This window comes from Marinobacter sp. S0848L (assembly GCF_023016065.1).
In the GTDB taxonomy this organism is placed as follows: domain Bacteria; phylum Pseudomonadota; class Gammaproteobacteria; order Pseudomonadales; family Oleiphilaceae; genus Marinobacter.
Map to the genome: position 1 here is coordinate 221,395 of NZ_JALKAQ010000003.1, position 20,414 is coordinate 241,808.

19 protein-coding genes are annotated in these 20,414 nt (G+C 56.3%); 6 read left to right on the forward strand and 13 right to left on the reverse strand.

What is annotated here, in order from left to right; genetic code table 11:
• Positions 1–41 precede the first annotated feature (41 nt).
• Positions 42–1,250, reverse strand: coding sequence for a lytic murein transglycosylase (locus tag MWU64_RS06070; RefSeq protein ID WP_247062548.1), 1,209 nt, complete (start codon positions 1,248–1,250; stop codon positions 42–44).
• A gap of 252 nt (positions 1,251–1,502) precedes the next feature.
• On the opposite strand from MWU64_RS06070, the gene MWU64_RS06075 reads away from it, so the two are divergent.
• Positions 1,503–2,345: a response regulator gene (locus MWU64_RS06075; protein ID WP_247062549.1), complete on the forward strand. Its 843-nt coding sequence runs from the start codon at positions 1,503–1,505 to the stop codon at positions 2,343–2,345.
• Here the strand turns inward: MWU64_RS06075 and phoR are convergent.
• From phoR to MWU64_RS06100, 5 genes are all read right to left on the reverse strand, one after another.
• A complete protein-coding gene (gene phoR, locus MWU64_RS06080; protein WP_247062550.1) occupies positions 2,342–3,661 on the reverse strand; it encodes a phosphate regulon sensor histidine kinase PhoR in 1,320 nt (439 codons plus the stop codon). The genes MWU64_RS06075 and phoR overlap by 4 nt on opposite strands.
• 50 nt (positions 3,662–3,711) lie before the next feature.
• Positions 3,712–4,404 carry a phosphate regulon transcriptional regulator PhoB gene (gene phoB / locus MWU64_RS06085; RefSeq protein ID WP_247062552.1) on the reverse strand — a complete coding sequence of 231 codons (693 nt, stop codon included), beginning with the start codon at positions 4,402–4,404 and terminating at the stop codon, positions 3,712–3,714.
• A 105-nt stretch (positions 4,405–4,509) separates the two neighbouring features.
• Positions 4,510–5,394 carry a 4-hydroxybenzoate octaprenyltransferase gene (ubiA, locus tag MWU64_RS06090; protein ID WP_247062694.1) on the reverse strand — a complete coding sequence of 295 codons (885 nt, stop codon included), beginning with the start codon at positions 5,392–5,394 and terminating at the stop codon, positions 4,510–4,512.
• A gap of 64 nt (positions 5,395–5,458) precedes the next feature.
• Positions 5,459–6,025 carry a chorismate lyase gene (locus MWU64_RS06095; RefSeq protein ID WP_247062554.1) on the reverse strand — a complete coding sequence of 189 codons (567 nt, stop codon included), beginning with the start codon at positions 6,023–6,025 and terminating at the stop codon, positions 5,459–5,461.
• The gene (locus tag MWU64_RS06100; protein WP_247062556.1) at positions 6,006–6,563 is read right to left on the reverse strand and encodes a hypoxanthine-guanine phosphoribosyltransferase; all 558 of its coding nucleotides are present in this window, start codon (positions 6,561–6,563) and stop codon (positions 6,006–6,008) included. The genes MWU64_RS06095 and MWU64_RS06100 overlap by 20 nt, the downstream gene beginning before the upstream one ends.
• Before the next feature lie 272 nt (positions 6,564–6,835).
• On the opposite strand from MWU64_RS06100, the gene MWU64_RS06105 reads away from it, so the two are divergent.
• From MWU64_RS06105 to tesB, 3 genes are all read left to right on the forward strand, one after another.
• Positions 6,836–7,003, forward strand: a complete 168-nt coding sequence (locus tag MWU64_RS06105; RefSeq protein ID WP_133007201.1) for a rubredoxin — start codon at positions 6,836–6,838, stop codon at positions 7,001–7,003.
• A gap of 16 nt (positions 7,004–7,019) precedes the next feature.
• On the forward strand, positions 7,020–8,177 hold the full coding sequence (locus MWU64_RS06110; RefSeq protein WP_247062558.1) for an FAD-dependent oxidoreductase: 1,158 nt from the start codon (positions 7,020–7,022) through the stop codon (positions 8,175–8,177).
• Between the two features lie 131 nt (positions 8,178–8,308).
• Positions 8,309–9,169, forward strand: coding sequence for an acyl-CoA thioesterase II (gene tesB, locus MWU64_RS06115; protein ID WP_247062560.1), 861 nt, complete (start codon positions 8,309–8,311; stop codon positions 9,167–9,169).
• On the opposite strand, the gene MWU64_RS06120 is transcribed toward tesB, so the two are convergent.
• The 3 genes from MWU64_RS06120 to MWU64_RS06130 form a co-directional block, all read right to left on the reverse strand.
• On the reverse strand, positions 9,136–11,691 hold the full coding sequence (locus MWU64_RS06120) for an EAL domain-containing protein (RefSeq protein WP_348645548.1): 2,556 nt from the start codon (positions 11,689–11,691) through the stop codon (positions 9,136–9,138). The genes tesB and MWU64_RS06120 overlap by 34 nt on opposite strands.
• A gap of 104 nt (positions 11,692–11,795) precedes the next feature.
• Positions 11,796–12,242, reverse strand: a complete 447-nt coding sequence (locus MWU64_RS06125; protein ID WP_247062562.1) for a flavodoxin — start codon at positions 12,240–12,242, stop codon at positions 11,796–11,798.
• Between the two features lie 68 nt (positions 12,243–12,310).
• Positions 12,311–13,408: a sensor domain-containing diguanylate cyclase gene (locus MWU64_RS06130; RefSeq protein WP_247062564.1), complete on the reverse strand. Its 1,098-nt coding sequence runs from the start codon at positions 13,406–13,408 to the stop codon at positions 12,311–12,313.
• A gap of 187 nt (positions 13,409–13,595) precedes the next feature.
• Here MWU64_RS06130 and MWU64_RS06135 point away from each other — a divergent pair, with 187 nt between their 5' ends.
• Both MWU64_RS06135 and MWU64_RS06140 read left to right on the forward strand, forming a co-directional pair.
• Entirely contained in the window at positions 13,596–15,161 is a 1,566-nt protein-coding gene (locus MWU64_RS06135; protein WP_247062566.1) for an inorganic phosphate transporter, read from the forward strand.
• Positions 15,162–15,263: 102 nt separating this feature from the next.
• Positions 15,264–15,530 (forward strand): hypothetical protein, encoded by a 267-nt coding sequence (locus tag MWU64_RS06140; protein ID WP_247062576.1) that lies wholly within the window; start codon positions 15,264–15,266, stop codon positions 15,528–15,530.
• Positions 15,531–15,598: 68 nt separating this feature from the next.
• Here the strand turns inward: MWU64_RS06140 and panP are convergent, their stop codons facing one another.
• From panP to MWU64_RS06160, 4 genes are all read right to left on the reverse strand, one after another.
• Positions 15,599–17,269, reverse strand: coding sequence for a pyridoxal-dependent aspartate 1-decarboxylase PanP (panP, locus tag MWU64_RS06145; RefSeq protein WP_247062581.1), 1,671 nt, complete (start codon positions 17,267–17,269; stop codon positions 15,599–15,601).
• Positions 17,270–17,467: 198 nt separating this feature from the next.
• Entirely contained in the window at positions 17,468–17,818 is a 351-nt protein-coding gene (locus MWU64_RS06150; RefSeq protein WP_247062583.1) for a DUF503 domain-containing protein, read from the reverse strand.
• Positions 17,819–18,026: 208 nt separating this feature from the next.
• Complete coding sequence (locus MWU64_RS06155; RefSeq protein WP_247062585.1) at positions 18,027–19,733, reverse strand: isovaleryl-CoA dehydrogenase; 1,707 nt, start codon at positions 19,731–19,733, stop codon at positions 18,027–18,029.
• Positions 19,734–19,735: 2 nt separating this feature from the next.
• Positions 19,736–20,365, reverse strand: a complete 630-nt coding sequence (locus MWU64_RS06160; protein WP_247062587.1) for a TetR/AcrR family transcriptional regulator — start codon at positions 20,363–20,365, stop codon at positions 19,736–19,738.
• Between the last annotated feature and the right edge of the window lie 49 nt (positions 20,366–20,414).

Genomic DNA, 20,414 nt, shown 5'->3' on the forward strand with positions numbered 1-20,414 from the left:
TGCTGTAGATGCCGATATTATGCGCGGATTCGGTCAGGACTTCAGCCGCTAGTCTCGACCTTCAGCTTTTCAAGCAACTGCGCCGAGGGGAAACCGTCCGCGATCATGCCTTCAGCTTTTTGGTAGGCGCGAATGGCTTTGCGGGTGTTGGAGCCCAGAATGCCGTCGGCTTTCCCGCTGGAGTAGCCTTTTTCACTCAGGGTTTCTTGCAGCTGGATCACCTGGTCCCGAGACAGCGCAGGCTGGTCCTCTGGTGGCGGGTTTTCCAGCCCGCCGGCACCGGCAATGCGATCGGCAAGGTGGCCAACGGCGATGGCGTAGAACTCCGATCGGTTCCAGCCCATGATGACGCGGAAATTGTTGTACGCCAGAAACGCCGGGCCCTGATGTCCCGCCGGAACCACTAACGACGCGTTGATGGGCTCGTCATCCAGAGGGTGGCCGAACACGTCGGTGATGCCCAGACGGTTCCATTCCTTCAGTAGCAGGCGGCGGCCATCGGCCAGATTGAAATCGAAGTCGCGTGGGATCAACACTTCGCGTCCCCAACGATAGTCGCCGTCCCAGCCCATGGACTGGAGAAAGCGGCCTGCGGACATCATGGCATCTGGAAGGCTGTTCCAGAGATCTCTTCGGCCATCGCCATCGGCATCAACTGCGTGCTTCAAGAAGACCGTCGGCATGAATTGCACGTGGCCCATGGCGCCGGCCCAGGAGCCTTCCATCTGCTCCAGCGGAATAGCGCCTTCGTCGATGATCTGTAGTGCCGCAACAAACTGTTCGGTGAAGAAAGTGGTACGCCGAGGGTCGCAGGCCAGGGTGGCCAAGGCGCTGGGTACCTGCATTTTCCCGAAATAACTGCCGAAATTGGTTTCAAGGCCCCAAAATGCCAGAAGGTAGGGCGCGGGTACGCCGGTTTCCTCGGTTACCCGCGCAAGCAGGTCGCGGTGCTCCTGCAGCAGTTCCCGGCCTTTGGTGATCCGGGCTTCGTTGACCCTGCGGTTGAAGTAGTCTGCAAAGGTCGTGGTGAACTCGGGCTGGCGGCGATCCAGTTCAATCACGCGCTCCAGATACTCGACATCGGCCAACACCGATGTTGCCGTTTTTTCGCTTACGCCCCCCTGAACCGCTTTATCGTGCAGTGTCTCTTTGCACTCAGCGAAGGCGGTTCCGGTTATTGAGAGTTCGTCTGCCGACACGGTTTCCGCCTGCGCGGAAAAGGACAAAGCAGAGAAGGTTAGGGCGGTCATTGCGCGCCGTAATGTCGTCCGTGTCATAAGCTGTGCCACAGTGAACCTCGTAAACCAAATAATGAAATCGGAGAAGCCATGGTAGCGTGTTTTTTCGATAAGGAAACGCCGCCACAAGGCCAGGCAGGTGACAATTGTTTAATGGGGTTCTGAAAGGCGAGGGATTGTTGTCTTTTTGTGTTGATCCGGCCCCAGATAGTGGTGAATGTTCTATAGTTGAAGGCATTCAGCAATCCCGGAGCAATGGCGTTTATGGCAAGTTTAAAGGCACTGGTAGTGGATGATGCCAGTTTCGTGCGGGATCTTATAAAGCGGACCGTGCGACAGCGCTTTCCGATGATCGAAACAACCGATGCCCAGAATGGTCGCCGGGCACAATCGCTTATGTCGCGGACCACCTTTGATCTGGTGCTGTGTGATTGGGAAATGCCGGAAATGTCGGGTTTGGAGTTGCTGCAATGGATGCGCCAGCAACCCCAATACGAGAAGATTCCCTTCATAATGATCACCAGTCGCGGCGATAAAGGCCACGTGGTCGAGGCGGTGAAAGAGGGTGTGTCCGAGTATTTGGGTAAGCCGTTCAGTCCGGAGGGGCTTAGCAAAAAGATCTTGAAAGTGATGGGCCGGCGGTTGCAGCCGGTAGGGGGACAGAAGGCCTCGCTGTCCGGTCTTTCGGCGGGCGCGTTGTCGGAATCTGCCGATTTGCTGACCCAGAAGCGAAGCGGGCCCGAGCCAGTCACGGAAGATGCGGCGCCGAGCCCGAAATCGTCGACCCGTGCGGCTAATGTGGCTGCGGTCAGATTTGCTGAAAGTACGTTAAAGTCAGTGGTGAAGGATATCAGTCTGACCGACGTGCGAGTGATTGCGAAGCGGGATCAGGATTTTCCGGGCATTCTGGATCAGGCCGTTGTGGATATCGATATTGGGGAAGGGGCTGTGGCCCGCCTGAACGGATACGTTCATCAGTTGCAGGCGGTGGACAAGCGTCAGGACACCGATTTTGTCAGCGTGACCATCCGCTTCGTTGACGACGATCCCAAAAAGCTGGAAGACCTGTCCCGGTTTGTTGCGCGGTTTCGTTCCGGAGCGGTTTAGCGCACGGCCTGGTCCGGCCCGCCGTCAATCAGCCGTTCTCTCGGGAAGTGGCAGGTAAATTCACTGCCTTCGCCAATGCGGCTGTTGATCTCCAGATGACCGTCGTGGTTGATCAGAACGTGTTTAACGATGGCCAGCCCCAAGCCGGTGCCACCGGTGTCTTTGTGTCGACTGGGATCGGCCCGGTAAAAGCGTTCGGTTAACCGGGGAATGTGGCTCGAGTCTATGCCAATGCCGGTGTCTTTGACCGACAGCTGAGCGCCGTCTTTGTCGGCGCGCCAAGACACGACAATCTGCCCGTCCCGCGGCGTATACTTTACGGCATTGAAAATCAGATTCGAAAATGCGCTACGCAATTGTTTCTGATCCCCCTTCAGCAGAGGCTGGCCGGTCACGTTGATCTCAATCTGGTGGTTGTTGTCACCACTGAGGGCGCGGGCGTCGTTACCGATCTGGCCAATCATTGCCGATACGTCGATGGGTTCCTGATCGGCGCTGTGCTCACCGGTTTCTATCATCGATAACAAGATCAAGTCTGTAATCAGGGCTTCCATGCGGGACGATTGGGTCGCCATGGTCTGGATGGCTCTGCGCCACTTTGCGGGTAACTCGTCGCCGTGATCGACCATGGTTTCAAGGTATCCGCTGATGACCGTCAGCGGCGTTCGCATTTCATGGGAGACGTTGCCAATAAAGTCTCTGCGCATCTGTTCCAGTTGGTGCAGGCGAGTCACGTCTTTGACCACCAGTAACCGGTCGTCGTCTCCGAATTGGTTGATCTGAAACTCCAGATGAATGTGCGGCCTGGCAGGCGAATTCAGTTCCAGAGGTTCGGCATAGTCCCTTTTTTCAAAGTAGGCTTTGAACGCCGGGGAGCGAATCAGATTCTGGATGTACTGGCCCCGGTCGGTGCTGCGCTGAAAGCCCAGCAGGTATTCGGCGGCATCGTTCCACCACTCCATCTCTCCCCGGGTGTTGGTCATGATCACACCCTCCCGCATGGAGTTGGTGGAGTCTTGTACCCGGTTGATGCGTGAGCGCAGCGAGTCTTGCTTGCTCAGGTGGCCCTGATGCAGTTTGTGCAGGCTGTCGAAAATATGGCCCCACATGCCGATGCTCTGAGGCGGCTCGTCAGACCCGCTGGGGTTGCCTAGCCATTGGTAGAGGCGGCGGGCTTGCAGTAACGTCCACCACAAATAGAGTATCAACCCGGTAAGCAAACCATAGAGCGGAAAGCCAAAGTACCAGCCAACCAGTGTGCTGCCGGCGATGCCCGCGAGAATCAGACGTAAATATCGGGACCAGTTATACCGCATCCATACCCGCCCGGCATTGCTGCTTCTGATGAATGGGAGTGCCGCACATGTCAGGCCGCCTGGGTTGAAAAACGATAGCCGGCGCCACGCACGGTTTGAACCAGATGGTCGTAGTCGGAACCCAAGGCTTTCCGTAACCGCCGGATGTGAACATCAACGGTGCGTTCTTCCACATAAACGTTGCCACCCCAGACCTGATCCAACAGTTGAGCGCGCGTATAAACCCGCTCCTGGTGCGTCATAAAAAACTGAAGTAACCGGTATTCGGTTGGCCCGATATTCAAAGGCCCGGCAGGGGTAGACACGCGGTGGCTGACGGGGTCAAGTATCAGGCCCTCGACGTCAATCGGGCTGTCAACGCCGGCCGGCGTTGCTCTGCGTAACACCGCTTTCAGTCGCGCGACCAGTTCTCTCGGGCTGAAAGGCTTGGTGATGTAGTCGTCCGCACCGACTTCAAGCCCCTGTATTTTGTTATCTTCTTCGACTTTTGCCGTAAGCATGATGATGGGAATGTCGGCGGTGGTTTCGTCTTTCTTCAGGCGCCGGGCGAGTTCCACGCCGCTGGTGCCGGGTAACATCCAATCAAGCAGAATCAAATCGGGCTGTTTATCGACGATCAGGGTATGCGCTTCCAGCGCATCGGCCGCCTCAAGGCAGTTGTAATCGGCCATCTCCAGCGCAACAGCAATCATTTCACGAATTGACGCTTCGTCGTCAACGATCAGCACGGTTTTTCCAGTCATGAGCTTCAACCTGTATCAAGCAGGGGAGTCCATTCGTTGCTCCCAGATTTGTTACCGACCCATTACAACGTGCCTAGGTTACAAGTTTATGACAGGAGCGGGTGGTTACAGCGCTAAGTCCAGAATTAAGCCGACGAACACGGCCAGCCCGGCCCAATTGTTGTTCAAAAAGGCTTTAAAACAACCGTCCCGGGCGCGATCCTTCGCCAGATACTGCTGGTAAACGAACAGACAGGCCATCACCACCAGCCCGAGATAATAGAAACTGCCGAGATCAGCCTGCCGGCCCACCATGATCAGTACCAGAAGCACGAGCGTCTGGAGGATTGCAAGGATGGCGCGGTCGGCGTCACCAAACAGAACAGCGGTTGATTTGATCCCCACTTTTAAATCGTCGTCGCGATCAACCATGGCGTAGAAGGTGTCGTAAGCGACGGTCCAGAGTACGTTTGCTGTGAACAGAAGCCAGGTGAGCTGGCTGAGTTCATTAGCTTCGGCAGCCCACGCCATTGGAATTGCCCAGCTAAAAGCGGCACCGAGGAAAAGTTGCGGCAGGTGGGTGTAGCGTTTCATGAACGGGTAAATGAACGCCAGAATTGCGCCGCCAAACGACAGGTATAAGGTGAGGGAATTAGTGAACAGTACCACCATCAGGAAGGAGATCAGGCAAAGGCCGCCGAACAGGGCTATGGCTTCCCAGGCTTGAATGCGCCCCGTGGTCAAAGGGCGGGCTTGAGTACGTTCGACGTGCCGGTCCCACTCCCGGTCAGCGAAATCATTAATCGCACAGCCGGCGGCGCGCATCATGAACACACCGAGCGTGAAGATAATGATGTTGGCCACAGAAGGGCTGCCGTTGCCCGCCAGCCACAACGCCCAGTAGGTCGGCCACAGCAGTAACAATGTACCGATGGGGCGGTCGATGCGCAGCAATTTGGCGTAATCGGTTAAACGTGCTTGAACCTGCTCAGGCAGAGCATTCTGCAACATGGTGGTCATCCGTTCGTCGAACATGGGGGTGGAGGCTTGATTATAGCCACCAGTGTGGTGCGGGTTAAAGCGGATGGTCCGGCTGATACAGGGCGGGCAAAAGAAACTCGCAGACCATGAGAGCGGATTGTCCGCAATGGAAAAGCGAGCGGCGGGCCAGCTGGGGCTGATGGGCGAGTTCCGTCTGGCAGAGCCCGGTTTCCAGCGGTCCGCGCGCCCAGTCCGGGCTGCTGAACAGATAAGCGCCCAGAGGTTTGTTGCCAAGGTTGAGCAAGCGCCGGCCACGGCCTTCAAGACAACTGACGGGAATGATGGTGCGCGCGAGAACCCAGGGCTGCCCATCTCCGCACAGCTGTACTTCCCGAATCCAGGCTTTTTGCCGGCGCGGAATCGACAAACGCCGGGCTTCTTCGTCAGAAGGCTCGGCGAACCCTTCCCGGATAACGTCTACCTGAACGCCGGACCGGCACTTTTTCTGCAGCGCTTTGGTAAACGAGCCTTCCACCTGCAACCAGTGGCGAGCTGGGCCGTAAACGTCCGGGTTCTGGAGTCCGGCAGCCGCCAGTGATTGGTACCATTGGGTAGAGGGGATGGTCAGCCCGGTCGCTGTATCAAAGTCCTTTGACAGCATAAATACCGGGGGCGTTACGCCAGTACCCTTTGTAGTCCATACCGTAGCCGAACAGGAAGCGATCTTCGACTGACAGGCCAGTGAAGTCGGCTTTCAGGTCAGGAGTTGCCTTGCGGTTGTGGTCTTTGTCGACCAGTACGGCGGTCAGAACTTCGCGGGCGCCGTGTGCTTTGCAGTAATCGGCGATCGCACACAGGGTGGTGCCTTCATCCAGAATGTCGTCAACAATTAACACGGTGCGGTCTTTCATGTCGGCTTCGGGCTGAAGCTTCCATTCCAGAATGCCCCCGGTAGTCTCCTGCCGATAACGGGTGGCGTGCAGGTACTCGGCTTGAACGGGGAAGTTGAGCCTGGGTAGCAACTGGCCTGTCAGGATAAGGCCACCATTCATGACGCAAAACAACAGCGGGTTGCTGTCTTTCAGGCGATCAGTAATCTCTTTCGCCATATTGTCGATCGCTGCACTGACTTGTTGGTCATTCACTAAACAGTCAGCTTCAGCCATGACTTGGTTCATTTCGGCGACGGTATCGGTCATAACGGTCGGTCCTGTCTCAAAACGGCAGATTATACCGAACCGAGAGGCCTGAAGGGAGTGCGGATAGCGTGATCCTTATGTGTAATTACAGCTATTGGCCGGTAAAGTGACGAAGCTCGTCGGATCCGGCATTGGTTGGTGCGGGTGAGGCGGTTATGATGACGGCTGTTTTCTGACTCAGACAATGCTGCGCAGGCAAGCGTTTTGAAAATATGGATGATTGATGTATTGTCTGACAAGTTTTACCTGAATGTTTAGAGAGAGAAGCGGTTATGAAAAAGTGGCAGTGTGTGGTTTGTGGGTTGATCTATGACGAAGCGGAAGGCTGGCCGGAAGACGGTATCGAGCCCGGAACGCTATGGGAAGATGTGCCAGAAGATTGGGAGTGCCCCGACTGCGGCGTAGGGAAAGAAGACTTCGAGATGATCGAAATCAGCTGATAAACGGAGCACCGCCATGTCACATCCAGCGCCCATTGTTATTGTCGGAACCGGACTCGCCGGATATTCGTTGGCGAAAGAGCTGCGCAAGCTCGATCAAGAAACACCGGTTATTATGATTACCGCCGACGATGGCGTGAGTTATTCCAAGCCGATGCTCTCGACCGGGTTCACCAAAGGTAAAGACGCCGAAGGTTTGGCTCAGGCCGAAACGGCCGCCATGTCGGAACAACTGAACGTTACCGTGCGTACCTTTACCACGGTGACCGGGATCGATACCGCGAATCGTGAGCTGATTCTGGGCGACGAGCGCTTGGCGTATGGCAAGCTGGTGCTGGCCTGGGGCGCAGATGTGATTCGTTTAGGCATTGAAGGCGATGGCCAGGAGCATATCCATTCCATTAACGACCTGGTTGATTACCGCTCGTTCCGAAAAGCCCTTCACGGTGGTAAGCGCGTCGCCATTATGGGGGCAGGGTTAATTGGTTGTGAGTTTGCCAACGACCTGCGTAACGGTGGCTATGAGGTGGATGTGATTGCACCGGATACCAACGTAATGCCCAGTTTGCTGCCTGAGGCCGCGGCAAAAGCGGTGCAGCATGAACTGACCGAGTTGGGCGCGCGTTTTCATTTGGGCACGGTGGTTGAGCGTGTTGATCGCCAAGAGCAAGGGGTTCGGTTGACCCTGGCCAACGGGGAACAGTTGGATGCCGATCTGGTGGTTTCAGCCGTGGGCCTTCGTCCGCGAGTTGAATTGGCAAAAGCGGCTGGCCTGGACGTTGGCCGTGGTATCACGGTGAACCGTGCTCTGGAAACCTCTGCACCGGATGTTTTCGCATTGGGAGATTGCGCAGAGGTAGACGGCCAGGTTTTGTTGTACGTGCTCCCGTTGATGGCGAGTGCGCGGGCGTTGGCGAAAACGCTGACGGGCCAGCGAACGGAAGTGCGCTACGGCACCATGCCGATTATGATCAAAACACCGTGCTGCCCAACCGCCGTGTGCCCGCCGCCAAAAGATGCGCAAGGTGAATGGCAGGTCGAGCAAGCGGGCTCCGACGTGAAGGCTGTGTTCAAGACTGCCTCGGGCGACCTGTTAGGGTTTGCTGTGACTGGCCGGTTTGCGGTTGAAAAGCAGGCGTTGGCCAAACAGGTGCCGCCGATCCATCGGGAATAGGGCAGCGGCAGTGCCGGGCAGGCAAGTTTCTTTTCCCGATTAGCATTGCGTAAAGCCTGCGCCTGAGGTAGAAAACTATTCGTAAGCTAAGGAGCTACAAAAAGCTCTCGAATGACGTGACAGGAGCGGGCATGCTGGAAGTAACCAAAAAGCTGGTGGAATTGCTGGATCTATCGCCGATTGGGGATGATCATTTTCAAGGGGATAGTGAAGACCTGGGGTTCCCCCATGTTTTTGGCGGGCAGGTGTTGGGGCAAGCCTTGATGGCGGCGAGCCGCACCGTTGAAGACCGGCTTTGCCACTCACTGCACGCGTATTTCCTGCGCCCCGGTAACCACCGTATGCCCATCGACTACGAAGTGCAGAGGGTTCGGGATGGCGGTTCTTTTGCGGTACGCCGGGTCATCGCCCGGCAGGATGGAAAAGAGATTCTGACCGGCTCCATGTCTTTTCAAACTGCTGAAGAGGGTTTGAGCCATCAGTTTGAAATGCCGGACGCGCCAGAGCCGGAAACTCTGCGATCCGAGCAGGACTGGGGCAAAATGATTGCCGATAAGGTGCCGGAAAAGCTTCGGGACGTACTGACCCGTGATCGTCCGATTGAAATTCGTCCGGTTGATCCCGGGGACCCGTTCAACCCGAAGAAGCGCCCGCCCTTCCGGCAGAACTGGTTCCGCGCGGCCGGTACGCTACCTGACGACCCCGTCTTGCATCGGTGCTTGCTGACCTATGCTTCGGACTTCAGCTTTCTGGGGACCTCGCTTGATCCCCATGGCCGCAGTTTTATGAGTTCGGATATGCAAGTGGCCAGCCTCGATCATTCGATCTGGTTCCATCGGGATTTTCGAATGGATGAGTGGCTGCTGTATGACAAAGACAGCCCGAGTTCGTCAGGCGGTCGCGGTTTCAATCGAGGTAACTTCTACACGCGGGACGGGGTGCTGGTGGCATCGACCACTCAGGAAGCACTGATCCGTGAGCGACAGGGCTGATCTGCCAGCCATTCAACGGTCTCTTCAAAAGGCAGCGGCCGGCTCAGGAAGTATCCCTGAATCTGGTCGCAGCCCATATCTGACAGCAGGTTGAGGGTGGCTTCATCTTCGACCCCTTCCGCCACAACCTTGTACCCCAGACTGTGGCACATGTTGATGGTGGTTTGCACGATCACCCGGTCTTCTTTGCGATCGGATAGGTCGGTGATGAGGGACCGGTCAATCTTGATTTCTTTTGCCGGCAATTGCTTGATGTACGACAGTGATGAATAGCCGGACCCAAAGTCGTCAATAGACAGCGGAATGCCGGCCTGGTTAAGGGAGTTCAGGGCTTTCAGGGAGTTGGCCGGATCTTGCATCATCGAGGTTTCGGTAACTTCGAAAATGATCGCGCCGAGATGAGACGGGTAGTGTTTCATTTGCTGGCGAACAAACAGCGCAAAGTCCGACTCCCGCAAGTTGTTTGGTGAAATGTTCACAGCGATGCTCGCGGTAATATCGAGCTCGACAAGCCGTTCTCTCATCTTTAGTGCTTCAGAGATCACCCAGCGCGTCAGCGGTTTGATCAGGCCGCTCTGCTCCGCGACCGCAATGATTTCATCCGCGAATACACTTTGCTCCCGCCCGCTCCATCGCAGCAACGCTTCAAAGCCAATGATCTCACGAGTTTTCAGAGCAAGTTTTGGCTGCAAGTAAAGCGTCAGCTCGTCGTTGTTAATGGCATGGCGCAGCTCTGAAACCAAGGTGAGCCGGTCGGCGCTGTAGGAGTCCCGTGAAGGCTTATAAAAGGCCAGACCACGCTCGGTGGCGCGGCCAGAGCCTTCGGCAATGGCCGCCCGGCGGATCAGGGTGTTGGCGTCATTGCCGTTTTCCGGATGCACCGCGATGCCGACGCGGGGTTGCAGGGGAACTTCCATACCGAGAAATTCAATCGGACAGCGAATCTCGTCCAGACTTTGGATCAGTTTGCGTTGTGCCGCGGCCGATTGGTTGGCATCGACGATGCAGGCAAACGTCTGCGGATCAAAATGCGCCATGAAAAAATTGGCGTTGCTGTTGGTTTCAAGCAGCTGGGCGCCCGGTACGTCGCGGGCAACGGCGTTGTAGTGTTTGGCTGCTCTGACAAGAATGGCATCGGTGTTGCGGTGACCCAGTGTTTTGGTGACCGGATCGAGGTTGTTCAGGTGCAGCAGCACCACGCCGTAGCGTTTGGCCGGGTTTTGCTGAATCAGTTCGTTGAGCAGCATCTCGAAGCTGCTGCGATTGGGCAGTCCGGTAAGCGGATAATGCAGGGCCTGCTCCATCAGCTTCAGTTCTGCGGTACGCCGGGCTTCCAGCGCGTTAATTTCAGCATCTCGGGCGCTGAGTTTGTCTTGCCGCTCCTGATACAGCCGCGAGGCCAGCGCCAGATTCAGCAATAAAGCTTCCAAAACGGAACCGATCTGCATGCCGTAAGCGGTGATGAAACTGTTGGGGATAAAACCCATTTTGTTTGCGCCGGTGATCGCGCTGCCCAGCGTCAAAGCGCCCCAGGCCAAGGTGTAGTAAGACGCTTGCGGATTGCCTTTGTACCACTGGATAGGCCCAAGAATGGTCAGGAACAGACAGCTGGGGATCGCGAACGCCACACACAGCCGGATTGCCGTGCTGTAGTCACCAAATAAACTGAAACCGGCCAGCCCGAGATTCAGCCCGATAACCAGCATCAGAATCCTGTTCAGAAACGGGCTCGATTGCTTCAGCCGCAGAAAGACCGCGGAAAACATCGAAGAAAAGGCGACGGCCAGAGGCACCACCACCGCCATGGCCACACTCTGAATGTCGGGGCTGCGGGGCCACAGGAGTTGATAGGTGCTGCCATTCAGGCTGGCGATCAGGATCAGGTAGCCCAATGTCGAGAGCACATACAGCAGGTAAACCGATTCCCGCAGCGCTAGGAAGACAAACAGGTTGAAGCAGATGACGGTTAACAGAATGCCGTAATAGCCTGCGTGCAACTGGGTTTCAATCGATGCGTGCTCGAAGTATTGCTGACGATCCCACAACTTGAGGGGGATCTGCAGAGCGCCTTGGGTTTGCGATCGAATCAGGACGTCGTATTGGCCATCGCTTTGCAGGCGAAGCGGGAACAGGAAAAGCGGGTGCTGCACGGCTCTCTCAGCGAACAGCTTTTGATCGCCGGTGCTTTCCTGCTGAATCAATTGGCCATTTTCAAAGACGTAAAGGTCGATGTAATCGAGGGCAGGGTAGCTGATCTCAACCATCTGGTCGCTTGTGGGGTTGGACACCGTGAACCGCAGCCAGATTTGATCTTGAGTGTAGCCAAAATTGGCGGTTTTTTCAGGCAGTCGCTGCCAGCGACCCGTTGCAAGAATGTCTGAGGCTGAAACGTCGGCATCCGGTGCCAGGCGCACGTAGTCCATATCCGGAATATAAGGCGACTTGCTTGCGAATGCTGACGATATGCTCACCAGCATTAACAACAGAATTGCCAACCATTGTGCCGAGTTCAGTAATTTCACGCGCTGCCGCTCTTATCATTCTTGTCACACTGCATCGAGTATGGACGCAAGAGGGTGGCGGCTCAAGCCGGAATATGTAGCGATTTGCTGCTTTAGAGCTGCGTTTAGAGCCCGCTTGCCCAGTGTTTGGCCCATTCCAAAGCCTCGACTTCGGGGTCCAGCGTTTCAAGGGCATCGATTTTCAGTGTATCGCCGACTTTGCGAGCGCAAGTTTCGTACAGCGCTTCTTCCATCAGGTCACCGGCACCGCAAAAGGTGTCGCCGTAAGAGCTGTCGCCAAGCACAATAATGCCAAACGGCCGCCCGGGTTGTTGCGGTAACTGGTCTTTGAGGTCGATGTAGAACGGCAGAAGGTTGGGGGGCAGTTCGCCTTGGCCGGTGGTCGATGTGCAAACCAAGAGGGCATCGTCGTTGGACGTGATGTCTTCAAGATTGGGCGTTTCCAGCACAGCCACCTGATGGCCTTCGGGCTCCAGCGTTTCTTTAATGGCTTTGGCCGTTTGGAGTGCGCCGCCGTAGACGCTACCGGTTAAGATGCGAATTGCTGCCATGATCCTGCCTTTATTTGCGAGTAGGAGCTTGATGCGAGGCGAGATCATAGCGGTGGTGAAGAATGCACTCAAGTCGTGGAGGCTTGCACGCTCTCTTGGCTACGAACGCGAGGCGATATTCTGTTTCTGCCACCCTTCTTGGCAGAATAAAGGTGCACGTCGGCCTGCTTGAGCAGTTCGTTGATGGAGGCTGCGTTGGAAATCGAACACACACCAGCGCTGAGAGTGACCGGCACCGTGGTTTCGTTATGGGTAAACGCGGTGCTTGCTATCTTGGATCTCAGTCGTTCGGCCAAAGCAAGCGCTTGCAGCAGGGTGGTGTCCGGCAATAGCAGCATGAACTCCTCGCCGCCCCAACGGGCCGCCACATCGGTTTGCCGAATGACGCTTTGGGTCACTTCTGAAAAACGCTGGAGTACTTTGTCACCGGCGTCGTGGCCGTGGTTGTCGTTGACCTGTTTGAAAAAATCCAGATCAATCAGAACGATGGAAAAATGATGCCCGGCTCTTTGGTAACGTGAAAATTCGACGGCAAGCCGGTTCAGCATTTCCCGCCGGTTGGCTAAACCGGTCAACTCATCGGTACGGGCGGCATGCTCGTGAGCCTGTGCGTATCTGACCAGTTTATTTCGCGCGGACTGGCGTGTTGCTTCAAGGACAAAACAAAAAATGGATTCAAAGGTGAGGGTAGCGAAAAAGCGAATTTTGAAGTCTGTGTTGTACCTTGCGGTGATGCCGGGGAGGTCCGGAAACTGGAAGACGATCAGCGCGGCGAGATAGCAGAACAACAGGATGGCGGTACCGGCTTTAAGGCTGGTTAGAAAAAACAGTAACGGTGGCAAGGCATAAAACCAGAGCGGACCGGTACTGCTTTCACCGCCGGTGGCAATGAGATACGACATTAAAATGGCAACAAAGGTGAGCAGGCCTGCTTTTTGGGTGTCGCGGTTGCCGGTGCGAGCGAACCAAATCATGTTCAGGACAATGGGTACGCTGAAAAGCCAGAGTATAACGCCATGGGTGGTGTTGTCGGAGTACCAGGCTTTGGCGCCGATGCCGAATAAAAACAACAAAGCCATCACTGACACACCGGTCAGTAGGCGAGAAACCTGTTGCTCTTCATGTTCTGTCGAGAGCGCTTGGCTAAGTGTTAGATCTTCATACATTTGTGTTGTACTTATTGACACATTTTCGGCCAGTATGCGCCAAAAGAACTGAAGATTGGAGTGTAACTTGACTACAATGTGAAGGATGACCGGAATCGCACTTTTGTTTCATTTTTGCAGCAAAAATTTTATAGTGCGCGCCCGGTGATCTGTCAAACCCATAATGGTTAAAGAGAGCATAGCGCTTATGGCACGTTCCAGCGGTTATCTGGATACCCTTCTTAGCAGCCCGACGACCGAACGGTATCGCGTGGGCTTGAGTTTGCTCTTTCTGCTTGGTGTTTGGTTGGTGGTTGGCTCGTTCGCCCACGACCTTCCTAATGGCATGTTATTGATGGCCGCAGCCGTGATCGGTGGCTACATGGCCATCAATATTGGTGCCAACGATGTGGCAAACAATGTGGGGCCCGCAGTTGGCTCCGGGGCGTTGTCATTAGGCGCAGCCGTTATTCTGGCGGCGTTGTTCGAAGCAGCGGGTGCCCTCATCGCCGGCGGTGATGTGGTTTCAACGATCAAAGGCGGCATCATTGATCCGACAACCCTGGACGACCCCCGCGCTTTCGTTTGGCTGATGACCGCGGCGCTGCTGGCGGGCGCTCTTTGGTTGAATCTGGCCACCTGGATGGGCGCACCGGTATCCACCACTCATTCGATTGTTGGTGGCGTGCTGGGTGCGGGCATTGCGGCGGGCGGCTGGCAGATCGCGGATTGGGCGGTGATGGGCAAAATTGCCGCGAGCTGGGTTATTTCGCCGGTCTTGGGCGGTCTGCTGGCAGCGCTGTTCTTGTACGCCATTAATAAAACCGTTCTATATCGTCAGAATCTGGTGTCATCAGCGCGCACCTTCGTGCCCTGGCTGGTATCGATTATGGCGTGGGCCTTCACCACCTATCTGATGGTCAAAGGCGTTAAGAAAATCGTCAAGGTCGACATTGTTGATGCGTCCTTGATCGGCTTGGCGGTGGCCGCTGCGGTCTTCTTCGCCATGCGTAATCTGGTGAGCCGCCGTGCTGCGACCATGGAAAACAGCACCGATGGTGTGAACACCTTGTTCACCTGGCCGCTGATTTGCGCGGCTGCCTTGCTCAGCTTTGCCCACGGGGCCAACGACGTGGCCAATGCGATTGGCCCGCTGGCGGCCATTAACGATGCCATCCAGGCCGGTGGCGGAGTGGTCACCTCGGCGAGTATCCCGCTTTGGGTTATGTTGGTCGGCGCCCTCGGGCTTGCGGTCGGTTTGATGTTGTTTGGCCCGCGCCTGATCAAAACCGTGGGTAGCGAGATTACCGAGCTGGATAAGACCCGTGCCTTCTGTATCGCTTTGTCTGCTGCTTTGACGGTAATTCTGGCCTCCCAGCTGGGGCTGCCCGTTAGCTCGACACACATCGCCATTGGTGGTGTCTTTGGGGTGGGCTTCCTTCGGGAGTATTTGAAATCCAATTACGCGACCCAGCTGCACAAAATCATTGAAGCCCATGAGCCTGAGGACCAAGAGCGTTTGAAGCCCTTTTTGGACGACTTCCGCAATGCCACGCTCGAAGAGATGGAGAGCTTGCTGAAGCGCGCGAAAAAGAAAAAACAGCAGGTGCCCTTGTCCAAGTCCGAGCGTAAGCGCCTGAAGAAGATCTACAAAGAAGAAATGGTCAAGCGTTCTCATCTAACCCGCATTGCGGCGGCGTGGATCATTACGGTGCCGGCTTCTGCGCTGATGGCCGCCTTCCTGTTTTTTGCGCTGCGGGGCATGATGATCTGATGGCCTGCGGGGCTGGTTAGTGCCCCGCGCTTTAGCCATACTATAGGCGGTACGTTTGTGGGGACGGTTTACTCCGCAGCCATCTACTTTCGGGAGTTAGGAATGAGTTCATCTGTTGAAAGTCATCAGGCGAAGATGATTGGAGAGCTGAGAGTTTTCATCAAGAAGGTTCTGAGCGATCCGACGATTGCGGTTAAGTCGGTCGATATCGCCCGCAAATACAAAGGTCAGGCCGATGCTGATGACCTGATCGCGCGCGAGATCAGCGCCAATACGACCATCCGTATACCGGAAGCCTGGAGCGATGCGGATAAGATGTTTCTGGAGATCCTGCACGAAGTGCTGGATGACGAAGACGCGCTGTACTGATTCCCCGCCCCGGTTCGCCCGGAAAAGGCTGTCAGGTACCGTTCCTGACAGCTTTTCGTTTTAATGCTTCATCTGATTTGAGCTTGAGCCGGCTTCAGCACGGCATTTGCCATTTGGTGCAGAATGTCGATCTCGTCGGCAATACCTTCTGAGCTCGACAGTTCCTTTTGTTCTTTGAGAATGTCTTCCAAAATTTCGGGTGTGGTCAATGGGTTGGCCAGTACTACCCGGAACACTATGCAGGGAAAATGGTAGTAGCGCGCGGGTTCCAGTCGGGTCCGGGATACGAAGGCTTTACCGTGTTCCCGTTGAGTTTTCTGGATGAACTTGGTGATGCGGTTCAGGCAGCTGTTCATTTTTTCGGCCTGCAGCTCGTCGGCTACTGCCAGAGCCTCCTGCACGATATCCGGGCAATAACGATAGGTCAGGATGTTCAGTTCGGGCTCGGTGACCAGTTCGAAGTCCGGTTCGTTGGTGATCATGTTTGCGAACAGCTTGGCTTTTTCGATGCCCTGATCGATCAGGATTTCATAGCCTTCGCGGGCCAGAATCTTCAGGCCGGAATGGATCAGCATGGACATGCCCGGGCGTGAGCCTTCGAGCGTCGTGCTGCCCAGGTCGCGGGAACCTTTTCGAATAATGTATTGCGCGTGATGCTCGACCGCGCTGGCGAGGCTGGGGTCTTTGAATACCACCAGGCCCACGCCCATCGGTACGTATAGCTGTTTGTGGGCATCGAAGGTGACCGAGTCGGCTTTTTCGATGCCGCGTAATAGGCCGCGGTAGGTGCGGGAGAATAGAGTAGGCCCGCCCCAGGCGGCATCCACGTGAAAGTGTGCACCGAACTCGCGGGCGATATCCGACATGGCGTCGAGGGGGTCAACACTGCCGGTTTCGGTGGTGCCGGCAACGCCACAGATTGCCATGACTTTGATTTTCTGCCTTTGCAGTTCAAGGCATTTGTCGCGCAGGGCGTCGGTCTGGATGCGGTTGTTTTCGTCGGTTTCGACAGCAACCAGTGCATCGCGGCCCAGGCCCAGGACATCGGCGGCTTTGCGCAGGGAGTAGTGCCCGCGCTTTGACACGACGATAGCCGCGCCTTCGTAGCCGTAGTATTTCAGTGCTCTGAACAGCCCTTCTTCGTGTAGGCCCCGGAAGCTGCCTTCGGCCGGGAAGGCGCGGTTGCGGGCAACCCAGAGGGCGGTCAGGTTGGCGACGGTGCCGCCAGAGCACATGGCACCCAGAGAGTGCCGGGGGCTGTGCATCCATTTCCGGTAGAAGGAGCCGTCCTGGTCGTACACCAGCCGGTGGATCATTCCCAGTACCTGGCGCTCCATGGGTGTGAACGCTTTGGAGGTTTCGGTTTTGACCAGGTTCTGGTTCAGGGCAATCATGATTTTGGACAGCGGCAGCATGAAGTAGGGCAGTGCCGAGGTCATGTGTCCAATGAAGGCCGGGGATGCGGTGTGTACGGAGTTGGCAACCAGTTTGTCGAGCAGGAATTGGGCTTGCTCGGAAACGAATACGGGTTTTTCCGGGATGGCCGAATCGGCGAAGTTCTTTTCGACGTCAGACAGGTCCCGTTCGACGGCGACAATGTGTTCTTGAAGGAAGCCGGCGAGGTTTCGGGAGATGTTTTGGTCTATGCGGCTCAGCGTGGATTCCGGCGCTTCTGGCACCGTAAATACGCGATACATGGCCTCTACTGAGGCTTGGGCGGATTTTTTGTTTCCGGTCATAGAGCCACACACTTTCAGTGATTATCCGAGGGTTGGTTCCGGAAACCCTGCGGATGAGGGGCCAGGCGTGGCCTGGCAACATGTACTGCAGACCTGTCTGGTACTAGGTCATATGTCCCTGAGGAGCCGTAGTATAAGGCTTGATTTGCGTTGATGCCATGCCTTGGGGGGTTGGACTTTAGCCTTGTTGGTTTGGGTTCAGAGTATTTCTCGGTGGATGTCGAGTATGGCGGCGTCTATGCGGTCCTGGATGTCTTTTTCGACTTGGTCGAGGCGTTGGGTGATTTGTTGCGCGGAGTCGCCTAGGGCGGCGATGGTCCAGGTGGCGCAGTCGATGGCGTCGTGGTCGGCGGTTTCGCTGACCGCGAGATCGGGCTCTTTGCCCCAGATGGCTTTCATGGGGGTGAAGGCTTTGCGTTTGGCTTTCAGGTCTTCGCAGCCGTACAGCTGGAAGTGCAGGGTTAGCAGGCCTACATGGGGGGTGATGGTGTGTGGCTGTTGTTGTGGCGTTTTGCCTTCTTTGAGTAGTTTTCTTAGGGAGTCAGGCATGCTTATTCCGTTCTGCGGTGCAGGAACCGCCGGGGAAGAGCTTTCCAAAAACCGCTCCTGCGGCACATCCATGTGGCGCTTCTGCTACGCCATCCTTGGCTCCGCACATTTTTGGAAAGCTCTTCCCCGTCGGTTCTCAAACTTTGAGGGGGAGTCCTCGTGGCAAGCAGAATTTATGAGGCCGGACGAAAACTCCTCTAATTTCCCCCTAGCCTACTATAGGCGTTGCTCGTTTGATAATAGCCGCGGCGTTGGTGCCGGAAGGCAGGTTGCCGTAGTTCATGCCGCCGTTGTTTTGCAGGCGGGAGGCGCAGAAGGCGTCGGCTACGTGTTGGTTGCCGAAACGCAGCAGTACGGATGCCTGCATGGCTAGGGCAAGGCGGTCGACGAGGTTTCTGGCGCGGTACTGGAAGTCGCTGATGTCGGAGAAGTCGGCTTGCAGTTGGGCCAGGAATTGGTCGAAGCGGCGGTCGGTGCCTTTGGCTTCGGCGGCTTCTTTGAAGAAGACGTCGAGGGTTTCGGGTTCTTTTTGGATGGCGCGCAGGGTGTCCAGGCATTGGACGTTGCCGCTGCCTTCCCAGATGGCGTTGACGGGGGATTCCCGGAACAGTCGGGGCATGATGCAGTCTTCCATCACGCCGCTGCCGCCGATGCATTCCATGGCTTCGTAGGCGTGGTTGGGGGTGCGCTTGCAGATCCAGTATTTGCCGACGGGGGTGGCCAGGCGGGCCAGTAGGCGTTCGTGTTCGTTGTTCTGGTTGTCCAAGGCCCGTGCGACTCGCATGGTGTAGGCGAGGGCGGCTTCGTTTTCGATGGTCAGGTCGGCCAGTACGTTTTGCATTAAGGGCTGGTCGCTCAGGCGGGCACCGAAGGCGCTGCGGTTGTGGCAGTGGTGCGCGGCTTGGGCGACGGCCTGGCGCATGCCGGCGGAGCTTCCGATCATGCAGTCGAAGCGGGTCATGGCGACCATTTCGATGATGGTGGGTACGCCGCGGCCTTCTTCGCCGACCATCCAGGCCATGGCGCCGCGCAGTTCAACTTCGCTGGAGGCGTTGGCGACGTTGCCCATTTTGTTTTTCAGTTGCTGGATCTGCCACGGGTTTTTGCTGCGGTCGGGGCGCCAGCGGGGCATCAGGAAGCAGGACAAACCGTTGGTGGTTTGCGCCAGTACCAGGAAGGCGTCGCACATGGGGGCGGAGACGAACCATTTGTGGCCCACCAGTTCGTAGGCTTGGCCGGGGCCTTCGGCACCGATTGGATAGGCGCGGGTGGTGTTGGCGCGTACGTCGCTGCCGCCTTGTTTTTCGGTCATCGCCATGCCGATGGTGACGGCTGTTTTTTCGCTGTCTGGCAGGTTGCGGCCGTCGTAGGCGTTGGTCAGGATTTTTTGTTCCCAAAGCTTCGCCAGTTCCGGTTGTTTGCGGATCGACGGGATAGCGGCGAAGGTCATGGTGATTGGGCAGCAATGGGCGGCTTCTACCTGGGAGTGCATGTAGTATTTAGCGGCCCGGGCTACGTGGGCGCCCTGTCCCGGGTTTGCCCATGGGGAGCTGTGTAGCCCGTTTTCCAGCGCGGCGGTCATCAATTGGTGATAAGCCGGGTGAAAGGTGACTTCGTCGATTCGGTGACCGTAGCGGTCATGGGTGCGGAAGCTGGGTTTGTTGTGGTTGGCCTGATGGCCCAGTTCGATGGTGTCGGCTTTTCCGGCCCAGGCGCCAAAGTGGGTCAGGCTTTCGCTGGCGTGGCCGGCCCCTTCGCGTAATACGGCTTCACGCAGGGCAATGTCTTGTTCGAACAGGTTGTAATCCGCCAGCGCTTTCGGCTGGTTGATCACCTCGTGGGTTGCGGCCAGATAGCGATCGGTTTGAGGCGCGTCGGTGTTGTGATCGCGGGCGGTGTCTAGCGGCTTGCTCATAGTTAGCTCCTGGTGCCGGTCAACCCCCTTACGCAGTAGCGAACGATGGTGTTGATCAGCGCTTCTTGATCAGTTTTTGTTGTTGGCAAAGAGGCTGTCTGTGCCGGTGACAGCGGTCCGACAAGTGATTCCGATATGGCACCTACCAGACAAGTGCTTGTTACTCGGGCATCTTGGTCGGGTATGGAGCCGTCTGCTATGCCTTCCTGAATGATTTTCTCGAATAGGTTGGCGTAAGCCTTTCTGTATAACAGCCGTTCCTCTTCAACCTTTGGATCGACGGGTTCAGCAATCAATGCCCAGGCTTGCGTCGGCCCTTTCAGCGCGCGTCTGGCGAAGTGATGCAGGGCGTGGTTCAGACGCTGAACGGCATTGCCTTCTACGGCCAATGCTTCGGCCACTTTGTCGACTTCACGTTGTGTAGCCAGCCGAAAAATTTCGGCAAACAACTCTTCCCGAGACTCGAAATGGCGGTAGATGGTGCCGGTTGCGACGCCCGCCAAACTGGCAATCGTTGTGATTCGAGCGCTGCGAAAGCCGTTCTCGGCGACGCATTGAGCCGTACATTTAAGAATGTTTTGGCGTGCCTCGGCTTTTCGCTGGCGCATTTTGTCGGTTTCACGATAGGCCATGCTGCCTTCCTAAGTAGTGAATCACTGTTCATTCTTTGTGTCAATCAAT